The 13,336-nt window shown below is 58.1% G+C and carries 12 protein-coding genes; 2 read left to right on the top strand and 10 right to left on the bottom strand.

Features of this window, described 5'->3' with window-relative positions; genetic code table 11:
• The first annotated feature begins 75 nt into the window (after window positions 1-75).
• Both bioA and B5F76_RS03785 read left to right on the top strand, forming a co-directional pair.
• Window positions 76-2,118 carry an adenosylmethionine--8-amino-7-oxononanoate transaminase gene (gene bioA, locus B5F76_RS03790; protein ID WP_087351322.1) on the top strand — a complete coding sequence of 681 codons (2,043 nt, stop codon included), beginning with the start codon at window positions 76-78 and terminating at the stop codon, window positions 2,116-2,118.
• A gap of 65 nt (window positions 2,119-2,183) precedes the next feature.
• On the top strand, window positions 2,184-2,492 hold the full coding sequence (locus B5F76_RS03785) for an XRE family transcriptional regulator (RefSeq protein ID WP_144268380.1): 309 nt from the start codon (window positions 2,184-2,186) through the stop codon (window positions 2,490-2,492).
• Window positions 2,493-2,546: 54 nt separating this feature from the next.
• Here B5F76_RS03785 and B5F76_RS03780 read toward each other — a convergent pair whose 3' ends face one another.
• The 10 genes from B5F76_RS03780 to B5F76_RS03735 all read right to left on the bottom strand — a co-directional run bounded on the left by B5F76_RS03780 (window position 2,547) and on the right by B5F76_RS03735 (window position 13,328).
• A complete protein-coding gene (locus B5F76_RS03780; protein ID WP_239406949.1) occupies window positions 2,547-3,692 on the bottom strand; it encodes an AMP-binding protein in 1,146 nt (381 codons plus the stop codon).
• A 10-nt stretch (window positions 3,693-3,702) separates the two neighbouring features.
• Window positions 3,703-5,121 (bottom strand): carbon starvation CstA family protein, encoded by a 1,419-nt coding sequence (locus tag B5F76_RS03775; RefSeq protein WP_087351315.1) that lies wholly within the window; start codon window positions 5,119-5,121, stop codon window positions 3,703-3,705.
• A 111-nt stretch (window positions 5,122-5,232) separates the two neighbouring features.
• Window positions 5,233-6,342 (bottom strand): o-succinylbenzoate synthase, encoded by a 1,110-nt coding sequence (locus tag B5F76_RS03770; protein ID WP_087351311.1) that lies wholly within the window; start codon window positions 6,340-6,342, stop codon window positions 5,233-5,235.
• Window positions 6,343-6,378: 36 nt separating this feature from the next.
• Window positions 6,379-7,200: a 1,4-dihydroxy-2-naphthoyl-CoA synthase gene (menB, locus tag B5F76_RS03765; protein WP_087351308.1), complete on the bottom strand. Its 822-nt coding sequence runs from the start codon at window positions 7,198-7,200 to the stop codon at window positions 6,379-6,381.
• A gap of 98 nt (window positions 7,201-7,298) precedes the next feature.
• A complete protein-coding gene (menD, locus tag B5F76_RS03760; RefSeq protein ID WP_087351305.1) occupies window positions 7,299-8,969 on the bottom strand; it encodes a 2-succinyl-5-enolpyruvyl-6-hydroxy-3-cyclohexene-1-carboxylic-acid synthase in 1,671 nt (556 codons plus the stop codon).
• 14 nt (window positions 8,970-8,983) lie between these two features.
• A complete protein-coding gene (locus B5F76_RS03755) occupies window positions 8,984-10,168 on the bottom strand; it encodes an isochorismate synthase (protein ID WP_087351302.1) in 1,185 nt (394 codons plus the stop codon).
• A gap of 5 nt (window positions 10,169-10,173) precedes the next feature.
• The gene (locus B5F76_RS03750) at window positions 10,174-10,668 is read right to left on the bottom strand and encodes a PaaI family thioesterase (RefSeq protein ID WP_239406948.1); all 495 of its coding nucleotides are present in this window, start codon (window positions 10,666-10,668) and stop codon (window positions 10,174-10,176) included.
• Between the two features lie 20 nt (window positions 10,669-10,688).
• Window positions 10,689-11,825, bottom strand: coding sequence for a hydrogenase formation protein HypD (gene hypD / locus B5F76_RS03745; RefSeq protein WP_087351299.1), 1,137 nt, complete (start codon window positions 11,823-11,825; stop codon window positions 10,689-10,691).
• 12 nt (window positions 11,826-11,837) lie between these two features.
• Complete coding sequence (gene argC / locus B5F76_RS03740; protein WP_087351296.1) at window positions 11,838-12,890, bottom strand: N-acetyl-gamma-glutamyl-phosphate reductase; 1,053 nt, start codon at window positions 12,888-12,890, stop codon at window positions 11,838-11,840.
• 96 nt (window positions 12,891-12,986) lie between these two features.
• Window positions 12,987-13,328 (bottom strand): DUF1844 domain-containing protein, encoded by a 342-nt coding sequence (locus B5F76_RS03735; RefSeq protein ID WP_087351293.1) that lies wholly within the window; start codon window positions 13,326-13,328, stop codon window positions 12,987-12,989.
• Between the last annotated feature and the right edge of the window lie 8 nt (window positions 13,329-13,336).

The following is a 13,336-nucleotide window of genomic DNA, read 5'->3' as shown; positions in this document are numbered from 1 at the left end:
CCTTGTTTGCATATCCGGGATCTTGCACAAAAGGAGGTCGAGCGTATCCCTCATGCGGGGTGACGCCAAAGTTCAATGAAGGGAGTTTTTGTCACTGCCACGGACACGGAAGTGGGCAAGACGATTACAAGCTGTGCCCTGGCTCTCACACTTGCCAATACCCGCGTCATCAAACCCATACAGACAGGCTGCCTTGCAAGGGAAGAAGGCATATATGTGCCGGATGTGGAGATGGTCAAAAGCCTTGGCGGAAGGGCAGAGGCATTGCACTGCTTCTATCCGCCCTGTTCCCCGCATCTGGCACTGGCGCTTGCCAAAACGCATCTTTCTTGTGCTGACCTTGCCAGCGAAATTCGCGCAAAGGCCCAGGAGGAGCCCGACTCCCCGGTCATAGTGGAAGGGGCAGGGGGCATATACGTTCCCATCAACGAAAACGAGACCATGCTGGACCTCATGCTGGAGCTGGATCTTCCGGTGCTCCTTGTGGTGGGCAACAGGCTTGGCTGCCTCAATCAGGCGCGCTTGAGCATTGAGGCCCTGCAGCTTCGGGGCCTGAAAGTCGTGGGCATGGTTTTGAACCGCGCACAGTCTGCGGATGTCTGCGATCCGGGGTGCGGATCTGATGCAGGCTACGAGGACGAGGAGCGCATCCTCAACGACAATGCGAGAAGCCTTGAATCCCTTGGCAAAAAATGCGGGCTTCCGCTTCTTGCGGACATTCCCTACCTTGGAGGGGACATCGCTTCTTGCAAGGACGAACTTGTCTCGGGCTTTGCCCCTGTTGCGCAAAGGGTGCGCGACCTTTGGGCTGCGCCCAATGAAACGGATGCGGACCTTGCCTTTGACAGGGAGCATCTGTGGCACCCCTACACCTCGGCCACCAATCCCCTGCCCGTATACGGGGTCAAGGCCACACGCAAAAACCGTATCCTGCTTGAAGACGGCAAGGAGCTCATTGATGGCATGTCCTCCTGGTGGTGCGCAGTGCACGGCTACGGAAACGAGAACATTGTGCGCGCCCTGCAGGCCCAGGCTGCCCGCATGAGCCACGTGATGTTCGGAGGCCTTACCCACAGACCGGCAGTAGCACTTGCAAGGCGCATACTCTCCCTTGTTCCTGAAGGCCTCACCCACCTCTTCTTTGCGGATTCCGGCTCTGTTTCCGTGGAAGTGGCCCTCAAGATGGCTGTCCAGTACCAGATATCCCTGGGTCGCACAAAAAGGCGCCATTTCCTCACCCCCATGGGCGGCTACCATGGGGACACCCAGGGCGCCATGAGCGTGTGCGATCCCGTAAACGGCATGCACACCCTCTTCACGGGCCTCTTGCCAAGGCACTATTTCATGGAACGCCCCACCTGCCGCTTCGATGCACCCTACGACCCGTCCTGCCTTGACGACGCACGGGCAAGGATAGCTTCCCTGAAGGACGAGATCGCTGCTGTCATCCTGGAGCCGGTGGTCCAGGGCGCAGGGGGCATGTGGTTCTACCATCCCCGCTATCTGAAGGAATTGCAGGATCTTTGCCGCGAGCACGACATCCTCTTCATAGCGGACGAGATAGCCACAGGCTTTGGCCGCACTGGAAGGCTCTTTGCCTGCCAGTGGGCGGGGATTACGCCAGACATCATGTGCATTGGCAAGGCTCTCACCGGGGGGATGATGACAGGCGCTGCCACCCTTGCCACGGAGCGTGTTGCCCGCGGCATAGGAGAGGCTACTCCCGAACTTGGCGGAGGTCTTCTCATGCACGGGCCAACCTTCATGGCCAATCCCCTTTTCTGCGCAACTGCCCTTGCAAGCATTGAGGAACTTCTGGCTTCCCCCTGGCAGGAGCGCGTGAAAAACATTGAAGCCCTTCTTGAAAAGGGCCTTGCCCCCTGCAGGGGCAGGGAAGGGATTTGTGATGTGCGTGTCCTTGGCGCCATTGGCGTTGTGGAGACAGAACATCCCGTGGACATGGCTCGTTTGCAGAAGTTCTTTGTGGAGAAGGGTGTCTGGATCAGGCCCTTCGGTCGCCTTGTCTATCTTATGCCGCCCCTGGTGACACCGGATGAGGATGTGCAAAGGCTTTGTGCCGTAGTCGTGGAGGCTGTGGAAAATGGGCTTGCGGGCTAAGGCCTTGCAGGAAAACACATACGAAAAGGGCCCTTGGCAAATGCTCTTTGCCAAAGGCCCTTCTCATGAGGAAAACGGATATGGGACAGATGACAGACGATGAGCGCAGGCAGAAAATGCGGGAGCTTCGGCGCACCATGGAGGCCCGCAGGGTGGTTGTCCGTGTGCAGGAAAATCTGCGCACCCTGCGAAGGGAAAAGGGGATTGGACCGAAGGAGATGGCTTTTCTGCGGGCAAAACGTCCACGCTTGAGCCCCCTTGAGGAGAAGGCGGACATGGAGCTTTCCACCCTGGCCTCCCTTGTGACAGCGCTCGGCGGAACGCTTGAGATAACTGTCCGCTTCCCGGACAGAAAGGACATGCGCCTTGTCTAAAGAAAAGCTCCGGGCATACCCCGGAGCAACAATGATTCCGAATCCTTGGACTTTTCAGGCCCTTTGGAAAATGTGCGCGGCAAGCTCCCTTGCGGCCACCCTGGCCTTTTTCCCTGTTTCCGTCAGGGGAATCTCGGAAACCCGTAGGTAGGCCCTGGGCACCCAGTATCTGGGCAAAACATGGCGGCAGAGTTTTTCCAGATTCTCCGCTGTCTCGCTGCCCACATGGAGCATCACGAGCTTTTCTCCCAGGCGCTGATCCGCAACCGAGGTCACGCAGAAGGGAAGGTGCAGGACAGGCTCCAGCAGTTCCTCCACTGCCTCCAGCTGCACCTTGATGCCGCCGGTATTGACTACGTTGTCGCAGCGCCCCAGTATCCTGAAGCGCCCGTCGCCGTCTATTTCCGCAATGTCGTTGGTAACAAGCTCCCCTTCGGTCACGCGCGGGGCCCAGATGGCAAGCCTGCCGTCCGGGGTCAGGCGCACGCTCACACCAAAAAGAGGCGTGTACCATTCGGACGCCTCGGGACCGTTTACGCGGCGCAGGGCTATGTGGGACAGGGTTTCCGTCATGCCGTAGGAGGACCAGACCTCGTTTGGGAAATCCCGAAGTGCCTCGGCCAAAGGACCTGTCACAGCACCCCCGCCTATGAGCAGGCAATCTATTTCCTTAAGCTTTTTTGCCGTACTTGCATCCTGCAGGCTCTCATAGACCTGCATGGCAGTGAGAGGCGCAAAGGTCACGTGCTTTTCAAGCGAGGCAAGGGGTGAGGACGAGGGCTGTGACACAATGAGATCCAGACCCCAGACAAGGGCGCGGACTACCATCATGCGGGCTGCTATGTAGCGCAGGGGCATGGCGAGAAGGGCCGTGTCCCCCTTTTTGAGGCGCAAAAAGGAGCAAGTAACCCTGGCGCTGTTGGCCATCCTGATCTTTTCCACGGCAATGGGCTTGGGGCTGCCGGTAGAGCCCGAGGTGAGCACTGTCAGTGTCGGGCACTTCTTGCGCCATTCCACTAAAAAGCGTGCCAGATCCCCCATGTGTCCCTCGCGCTTTACATAGCTTTCGGCAAAGGCAGTGAGGGTTCCGCCAGTCAGCTGCACGCCGTCCATGGTAAGCGGCAGGCTGACAAGCTCTTCCAGTTCCTTGGGGGCTGTGTTGTCTTCAAAGACGCAGTTGTTGTCCTTTTTGTCCAGCATATCAGACATTTCACACAATCTTTGTTTGCCTTGCTGTCCAGCGCAAAAAAGCCACAAGGCCAAGCAGGCTTGTGACAATGCCCATGGCGCTTGCAAGAGGAAGAGTGAGACCCAGGCCAATGGACGCATTGCACAGATAGGTGACGCAGACGGCAGTCATGAAGAGAGCCGGCAGGGTGGCAATCCAGTGCAGGCGCCCCTCCCTCGCAAGATAGACGGACACGGCCCAGAGAGTCACGCAGGCCATGCTCTGGTTTGCCCAGCCGAAGTAGCGCCAGATGACGGCAAAGTCCACCAGCGTCAGGGCAATGCCTGCGGCAAAGAGCGGTACGGTCAGAATAAGCCTTTTTCCCGGCCTGTCCTGCTTCATGTGCAACGCATCTGCCAAAAGCAGCCTTGCCCCGCGAAAGGCCGTGTCGCCAGTGGTAATGGGAAGGACCACAACGCCCAATATGGCAAGGGCACCACCAATGGTTCCCAGCAATCCCACGGACACTTCCTTGACAACCAGCGTGGGCGAGCCAGCGGCAATGGCAGCCTGCAGGGCTTCGGAAGACTCATAGAAGGAAAGCCCGAGCGTTGCCCAGATGAGCCCTATGACGCCTTCGGCAATCATGGGGCCGTAGAAGAGCATGCGGCCGTGCTTCTCGCTTTCCATGCACTTTGCCATGAGCGGGGATTGGGTTGCATGAAAGCCGCTGATGGCACCACAGGCTATGGTGACAAAGAGCAGGGGCCAGCGGGGGAGATTGGAGGGATCCGCGTTTGTCACAAAGTCTGTGTTGGGGAGGATAGGCCTGTCACCAAGCATGAGGGCAGCCACAAGGCCTATGGTCATGACGAGCAAAAGCAGGCCGAAATAGGGATAGATGCGCCCGATGATGACATCAATGGGCATGAGGGTAGCCAGAAAGTAGTAGGCAAAGATAACGCAGGACCAGAAGAGAACGCCAAGGGGAGTTATGCTCGCGAGCAGAGCTGCGGGCCCAAGGACAAAGACAGCGCCCACCATGATCATGAAGAGGAGCGTGAAAATCTCCATGATGCGGCGCACACCCTTGCCAAAACTGTGGCCTATGATTTCCGGATAGGAGGCACCGCCAAGGCGCAGACTCATCATGCCGGAGCAGTAGTCGTGCACTGCTCCGGCAAAGATGGAGCCAATGACAATCCACAAGAGTGCCGAAGGACCGTACAGGGCGCCCAAAATGGGGCCAAGCACAGGGCCAAGGCCCGCGATGTTCAGAAACTGGATAAGAAAGATCTTGTATCTTGGAAGCTTAACGTAGTCTACGCCATCATTCTTGCTGTGCAGGGGAGTTGGGCGTTTTGCGTCAGCGCCAAAGACCTTTTCCACCACAGAACCATAGACAAGGTAGCCTGCCATGAGTAGAGCAAGACTTCCCCAAAAATACCATACTCCCGACATTCTGCCTCCTTGTAGCAGTCACTGGGGCTGAATTGCCTTGTGCGCGGGCTCTCATACCCTGCGCGCAAAGCCGAAAACGCAAGTGCGTCGATTCCTTGTTTAGGGCGATCGCTACGAGCCGAGGAAGGAAAGCATGCCCAAACCAAGCCAGGCCAGAAGATCAGGCTCATGTGCAGCAGGATCGCAGTGCAGGGCAGTGCCCACAATGTGCACAGGCATGATCTCGCAGTTGTCAGAAAAGAGCTTTCCTGTGCCAAGACCCTGGGGCAGGGGGCAGTCCAGGGTGCCACACCACTGGGCTATGGCGTTGAGGCCGATGTTGGACTCAAGGGCCGAAGTCACCCAGAAGCCTGAGCCGCTCATGATGGCAAGATCGATCCACTGCTCGCAGCCCTTGAAGCCGCCGTGCAGGCTGGGCTTCAGCACGAAGTAGGCAGGGGCAATCTCTTCCACAAGCTTCAGGCGCTCGCGCCTTGGCACTCCTATGAGCTCCTCGTCCAGGGCAATGGGTATGGGCGAGGTTTTGCACAATCTGGCCATTTCCTGCCACTGCCCTTTACGTATGGGCTGCTCTATGGAGTGGGGGGAGAATTTGGCAAGGGCTTCGAGCTTTTTGTCCGCTTCTTCAGGGGCAAAGGCTCCGTTTGCGTCAAGGCGCAGCTCGACCTTTTGCGGATCCGGGGCAAGGGAGCGCAGGATCCCAAGCATCTCGAGCTCGCTTTCAAAGTCTATGCCGCCTATCTTGCACTTGATGCAGGAAAAGCCTTGCTCAAGCTTCTCCTCCATGCGGCGTACCATGGTCTTCTTGTCGCCCATCCACACAAGGCCGTTGATGGCAATGTCTTCCTCACCCCTGGCAAAGGGGGTCTTGAAAAAGCGCACGGATTTGGTCTTTACGTGCAAATGGGCAGTTTCCAAGGCCATGCGTATGGAGGAAGGTGTCTCTTCCGGGATGGCCGCGGAGGTGCAGGCGCCGGCCACAAAGGCGCGGGTGGCCTCTTCAAGCCTTGCCTCAAGGGCGTTCAGATTCCCCTCTTCTGCAGTGGGAAGCTCTGGGCTTAGGGCAGGCAGGGGCGCGCATTCGCCAACGCCAAAGACGCCGGCCGCCATGTCAAAAAGGACAACATACCAGACAGTGCGCGTGGTGTAGACGCCACGCGAGGTGCCGGCTGGTTCGTGAAAGTGCAGGGTGCGGCGCTTGATAGCATACTGCCAGGCCATGTTCACTCCTTGAAAGCCCCCTGGGGCTCTCCCAAATCACGGAAATTTCGGGTAGTCCTTGAAGTTGGGCTTGCGCTTTTCGAGGAAGGCCTTGCCGCCTTCCTGAGCCTCGTCCGTAAGGTAGTAGAGAAGGGTTGCGTCGCCGGCAAGCTCCTGTATGCCCGCCTGACCGTCCAGCTCTGCGTTGAGGCCTACCTTGATCATGCGCAGCGCCATAGGGCTCATCTCCATCATGCGCATGGCCCAGGCAACCACCTCGTCTTCCAGTTGGTCAAAGGGCACGACCTTGTTCACAAGGCCCATGTCCAGGGCTTCCGGGGCTGTGTACTGCCTGCACAGAAACCAGATTTCCCTGGCCTTTTTCTGGCCTACGATGCGCGCAAGGTAGCTTGCGCCAAAGCCCGCGTCGAAGCTGCCCACATGGGGGCCTGTCTGACCGAAGATGGCGTTTTCCGAGGCTATGGAAAGGTCGCACATGACATGGAGCACGTGTCCTCCGCCAATGGCGTAGCCATTGACCATGGCTATGACAGGCTTTGGAATGGAGCGAATCTGCTTTTGCACGTCCAGGATGTTGAGGCGCTTGACCCCGTCCTTGCCGCGGTAGCCGCCCCTGTCCTTCACGTGCATGTCGCCACCGCTGCAAAAGGCCTTGTCTCCTGCGCCAGTGAGGACAACGACGTTGATGTCCGGATCCTCCCTGCAGATGGCAAAGGCCTCGGACATCTCCTTGGTGGTCTCGGGCGTGAAGGCATTGCGGTATCTGGGCCTGTTGATGGTGATGCGCGCTATGCCCTCATAGTAGTCGAACAAGATTTCTTCGTATTCCTTGATGGTTTTCCATTCCCGGACAGCCATTGAGAAAACTCCTGTGAAAAAACGGGAACCCCTGCAATCTTTCTGCAATGGTTCTCCCTGCGTTGATTTTCCTGCATGGACAGAAATTGCCCTTGGGATCAGAGAAGAGAGGCATTGAGCTCCTTGCAGGCTTGGGCGTCCCGTACGGGATCGGTAACAACCTCCAGAAGGGTTGGTGCCGGGCCCTTGATAAAATCGGGCAGGATGCGCTTGAAGGCATCCATGTTTTCGGCACACGCATAGTGCAGCCCAAATCCCCTGCACATGTCCTTGGCTCGCAGATTGTTTGCGCCTGCTATGTGGCTGCGCAGATAGGGCGAGGCAAGACCATCCAGAGTACGGAAGATATTGCCTTCCTTGTTGTTAAAAAGCAAGACGTGCAGATTCTTGGGAAGCCTTGTCCGCCAGAGGGCATTCTGGTCGTAGAAAAAGCTCAAATCCCCAATGAGGCAATAGACATCTGTGCCATATGCTTCAAGGGCTTCGGCATTGCCAAGGGCAGCGGAAAGGGAGCCGTCTATGCCGTTGATGCCGCGGTTGCAAAAAACCCGTGTTCCCCGTGGAAGCTCCCAGTACTGGGCGTGGCGCACCACGGAGCTGTTGGCAAGGTGCAGGCAGGCATTTTCGGGCATGTTGCGCAGGAATGTTCCGACCAGATGCACGTCCGCAAAATCCCCTGGGCTACTCTTGAGTTTTGTGCGGATTTTTCTGGATTCCATAGTCCAGAAGTGTATGAAATCCCTGTCCGTCGCGCCTAGGGGAAGGTCAGCCAGAACCTTGACAAAATCGTTTGGCTCAGTGGCAAGGACGGTCTCAAGATGAGTATAGGTATCCGTGAGCTCTGCGTTGGAGCTGACAAGCCAGTGGACGAGATTCGGACAGGAGCGCAGGTATTTCTTGAACCTCTTGGAGACGATGTGCCCGCCAAGGCTTATGACAAGGTCCGGCCTGAAGGTTTGCAGCTTCTCCCCCCCTTCAAGGATCGCGAGATCCGCCCTGTCTGCACAGTCGATGGAGGCTGACAGATCGTCAAGGTTTGCAAGATGCTCCATGACGAGCACTGTCTTGCCGGAAAGTTTTGCAAGGGCTTTTGTGTCCAGGGTGTCCGGCCGCATCTGCCCGCAGACAATGAGCACGCGGCGTGATTCCTGCCACTTTCCTGCAAGCTCGTCTGGCAGGGCAAATCCTGCTGGGCGAACCACGCGCACGCTGCGCTCCAGGGGAAGCTCTGTGGCCCCAAAGCCAAAGAGGGGTTCTGCCAGGGGCACATTGATGTGCACAGGGCCGGGCACAGGTCCCGTAGCCTTCAAAAGAGCCTCGTTTATGAGGCGGTTTCTGTGCCAGTCCTCTTCGGGGCCATCCTGACTTGGCAGATTCACTTCGCAGCGCACCACGTGCTCAAGGGCGTTTGCCTGGCGCATGGTCTGTCCGTCCTTCTGGTCTATCCAGGCCATGGGTCTGTCGGCAGAGATGAGGATGAGGGGGAGTTCCTGGTAGTATGCCTCTGCCACAGCAGGACTTGCGTCCATGAGGGCAGATCCGGAGGTCACGCACATGGCAACCGGCTCGCCCGTGACTTGCATGATGCCAAGGGCCTCGAAGGCTGCGCTTCGCTCGTCAACGCAAGGGAAGGTTTCAATGTCCGGGCAGGCCGCAAGGCTCTGGGCAATGGGCGAGCTTCTTGATCCCGCGCAGACAATGGCCCTGCGCACCCTGTGGGCAACAAGCAGGGAAACAAGCTGCAGGACGGATTTGTTTTCCGAATACATGACTCGATTCCTCCCTATGCCTCGTCGCGCCCGATCAGGGCCAGCATGGTACACATCTTGTGGCAGGTTTCCTTCCACTCGCTTTCAAGCTTCGACTGCGCAAGAATGCCGCCCCCAGCGTAGAGGCGCACGCCTCCGGCATGGAGTTTCAGGCAGCGCAGGTTCACGTAGAAGGAGGCTGCGTCCTCCTGCATGAGGCCTATGAAGCCCGAATAGTAGCGCCTGTCGAGACTTTCGGTCGAGAGAATGCGCTCCATGGCCTCCTTCTTGGGCAGACCGCAGACTGCAGGTGTCGGGTGCAGGGCAAGGGCCAGATCGCGAAAGCTTACCCCTTGTGCCTTTTCCAAAAAGAAGTCCGTGCGCAGATGCTCCACCTGCCCAGCCTCGGCAGTAAACGGTCCCTCTTCCCTGATGCGTGCGCACAAAGGGGCAAGAGAGTCGCGGATATAGCGCGCAACCCAGGCCTGTTCCCTGCGGTTTTTCTCGTCCCAGGGAGTCGCACTTCCCCTGGGCCTTGTGCCTGCCAGGGCCATGGTCGTCCACTGATCCTTTTCGCCCTGCAAGAGGATTTCCGGGCTTGCCCCAATCCAGGTGCCGGAGCGCGTGTGGGAGAGGGTGACGAGTGCATTGGGGTAGGCGTGGCAGGCACGCGCAAAGATGCGCGCAGCCGAGTGGGCACCAGGAAAGTTTTGGGCCCTTGAAAGCACGAGTTTGTCGAATCTGCCTTCCTGCAAATCGTGCAAGAAGACGCTCAAGGCCCCCTCGTAGCCCGAGTCCGGCCTTGATTCGAAAAGCCTTGCCTTCAAATCTGCAAAGGTGGGCACGGACATGGACTGCGGCAGGGTCGCGTGGCTCAAGTGCAGCTCGCGCACCATTTTTTGCAAGAGTCTTCCAATGTCTTCCCAGCCGCAGGCTGTCACGTCCGCGCGCACAAGCACTACGGGATGGCCCTCGCCCTCGGCAAAGGGACAGAGCACAAAGCCCGTGCCAAAAAGCCCGCTCAAGCGCTGGCAGAGCGTGTCCCTGCCGTCGCGCTGCATGCACACATACGGCTCGCAGCCGGGATAGCGCACAAGGGCCAGGGAAACATCGGAGCGAAGCAGGGTATCAACCGGCAGGAGCAGCTCCTGCAGGGAGCGGACGTCCGGCAGCGGGGAAACGGGCTCTTTGGAGCGAAAGTGGGGGACAAGAGAAGGCATGGATATCAGGATGCGCGTACAGGGAAGGTTTTGGGCTCTTCCCCTGGGAGTATGTGGTTGAGAACACGGGCTGTGGACACAAGGCGGCCGTCTTCGGCGTCCACGATGTCCACGTTCCAGACATGGGTTGTGCGCCCGAGATGCAAAAGGGTTGCGACACCCTGGGCCATCTTGCCCCTTTTGAGAGCCGAGACGTGGTTTGCGCTCACGGTTGCGCCAACAGGGCGCTCGCCCATTGCAAGCAAAAGCATGGAGCCGTAGCCCGCAAGGGTTTCGGCAAGGGCCAGGGAGGCTCCGCCGCTCAAATAGCCAAAGGGCTGGCAGGTGCGCTCGTCGCAGGGCATGGTGGCCCTGACGACAAGGTTTGCGTCTGCTCCTTCAAGTTCTGCAGGAAGAAATGTGATGCCAAGTGTCCCCACAATGCTTGCCTGCATGGGGGTACTAAGAGCAGCGATTTTTTCTTCCATGGCGCGGATTTGCTCAAGTGTGGGGATGTTCATGGACGGCCCAATCCTTGCGGCTAGCAGGAATACTTGTAGTAGGCAGCGCAGCTGCCCTCGGTCGAGACCATGCAGGGGCCCACGGGCTCAAGCGGTGTACAGACCTTGCCAAAGAGCGGGCAGTCCCTGGGGGAAATGCGGCCACGCAAAACCTCGCCGCAGCGGCAGCCGGGTATGGGCCTTGTTTCCTCAAGATCAATACCAAGGCGCAGCCTGGCGTCCATGTCCGCATATTCCTGTCTGACCTTCAGGCCACTTTGGGGGATTTTGCCAATGCCGCGCCAGAGTGCGTCGCAGGGTTCGAACACAGTGGCCACAAGTTCCTGTGCCCTGGGGTTGCCATCTTTTGGTACTGCGCGCTCGTAGGCATTGCGCACCCTGGCCTTTTTCTCTGCAAGATCCTCGGCCAGAAGGCAGAGGGCAAGGAGGATGTCCGCTGGCTCGAAGCCGGACACGCAGGAAGGTACCTTCCACTTTTCCTCAAGGAAGCGGTAGGGCTCAAGGCCTGTGACCATGCACACGTGTCCGGGCAAAAGAAAGGCGTCGATATTGTTGTCCGTATCCTGCAGGAGAAGTTCCAGGGCAGGCGGCACAAGCTTGTGCAGGGAAAAGACACAGAAGTTTTTGAGGTTTTTGGCTCTTGCCGTAAGCATTGTGCCTGCCACCGTGGGTGCAGTGGTCTCGAAGCCTATGCCCAGAAAGACCACAGTCTTGTCCGGGTTTTGTTCCGCAATGGCAAGGGAGTCCAGGGGGGAGTACACAATGTGTATTTTGGCGCCCTCGGCCATGGCGTGTTTTAAGGATCTGCCGTTTGGTCCAGGCACGCGAATGAGATCGCCAAAGGTGCACAGACAGACATCGGGATTTTGGGCCATCTTGAGGAAGGCCGCGACCTCCGCGTCGTGGGTCACGCAGACCGGACAGCCAGGGCCCGAGAGATGGGTTATGCCTTTTGGCAAAAGGGAGCGCAGGCCGGACTGGAAGATGGAGACTGTGTGGGTTCCGCACACTTCCATAAAGCGCATCTGCCCGCCCTCGATGTTTGAAAGAGCCTTTTCAAGGCGCCGCAAAAGGGCCTGGCAGAGCTTTTTGTCCCGCAAAATGCCCTCTTCTGCTAAAATGTTTTCCTCTTCCCCTCTGCTTGTCTGTGCACACATGACTTCTCTCCTTTAAGGCAGGAGGGGGGCCTGTCCCAGGCCTTCGGCCATGGGCAGCCCGCACATGATGTTGGCGTTGGCAAGGGCCTGGCCGGAAGCGCCGCGGCAGATGTTGTCAATGGCGGAGACTATGATGAGGCGCTTTGTCCTCGGATCGAGCACAAGGCCCATGTCGCAGAAAAGGCTTCCGCGCACAAATCGGGTCTCGGGAAGGCTTCCCTTGGCAAGGACGCGCACAAAGGGGCAGTCCTTGTAGAAGTCCTTGTACACCTGCCAGATTTCGTCCAGGTTTTTGTCTGTGGCAAGCTTTGTGTAGATGGTGGAGAGTATGCCCCTGTTCATGGGCACAAGGTGGGGGTTGAAGGACACTGTCACGGGCTTTCCTGCAAGCAGGGAGAGCTCCTGCTCGATTTCCGGGGTGTGCCTGTGCTTGCCAAGGCCATAGGCCTTGAAGCTGTCCGTCACCTCGCAATAGAGGCTTGTGGTGACAGCCTTGCGTCCTGCGCCCGAGGTGCCGGACTTGGAGTCGATGACAATGTCCTCGCTGCTCACAAGGCCGTTTCTGAGTGCCGGTGCGAGTCCCAGGATGATGGATGTGGGGTAGCAGCCGGGGTTTGCCACAAGGCGGGCCTTTGCGACCTTGTCCGCGTAGAATTCCGGAAGGCCAAAGACGGCCTCGGGCAGAAGGTGCTTTTCAGTATGAGCGACCTTGTACCAGGCCTCGTAGACGTCAGCGTCGTGTATGCGGAAGTCCGCGGACAGATCCACCACGCGCACGCCTTCCTCGAGAAGTTCCCTTGCCATGACCATGGCCTTGCCGTGGGGCACAGCCAGAAAGGCTATGTCGCAGTTCTCGGCAACAGCCTTTGGCGAATAGACGCTGATGACAATGTCCGCTCCCGGCAGGCCCTCGAGGAAGGGATAGAATTCCCCAAGGCGTCGTCCGGCCTCGGATCTGGAGCAGCCCATGGTGAGCTTCATGGAGGGGTGCGTAGCCAGAAGTCTTGCCAGTTCCATGCCTGTGTAGCCGGTAATGCCCACAAGGCCAGCGCGAATCTTGTCCATAATTTTTCTATCCTGAAATTTGTCTGTCTGGATCCGGAATTGCGTGGATCCGAAGGGAGGTCTTTTGACTGAGGAGGAAGGGCCCCCTTCGGGGGATCAGGCGTTATTGAGCTTGTCGCACAGGCAGACGTACTTCATCTTGAGCTCGTACAAAAGACTGTGCAACATCTGTTTTTCGTTTTCGTCAAGGCCCTTGCGTGTTTTCTCCTCAAGCATGGCCAGCGTGTCTATGGCGTGTTTTGCCAGTTCCGGGTTGGGCTCTATGACGCCGCTCACCGGATTGGGCACCTCGCCCAACTGGACTAGGGTGGAGGAGGCAAGGGAGAGAATGAAGGTCGAGAAGGTGATTTCCGGAAGCTGGCAGCTGTTTTTTTCTGCTGCCTTGTCCGTGTCCTGCGCCTTTGTGGCGCAATCCTTGTTTGTGCTGCTCTCGCTCATGGATTTTT

The sequence above is a fragment of the Desulfovibrio sp. An276 genome, assembly GCF_002159665.1.
GTDB lineage: Bacteria > Desulfobacterota > Desulfovibrionia > Desulfovibrionales > Desulfovibrionaceae > Desulfovibrio > Desulfovibrio faecigallinarum.
Note: the sequence above shows the minus strand (reverse complement) of the source record. Positions and strands in the feature narration are given on the sequence as shown.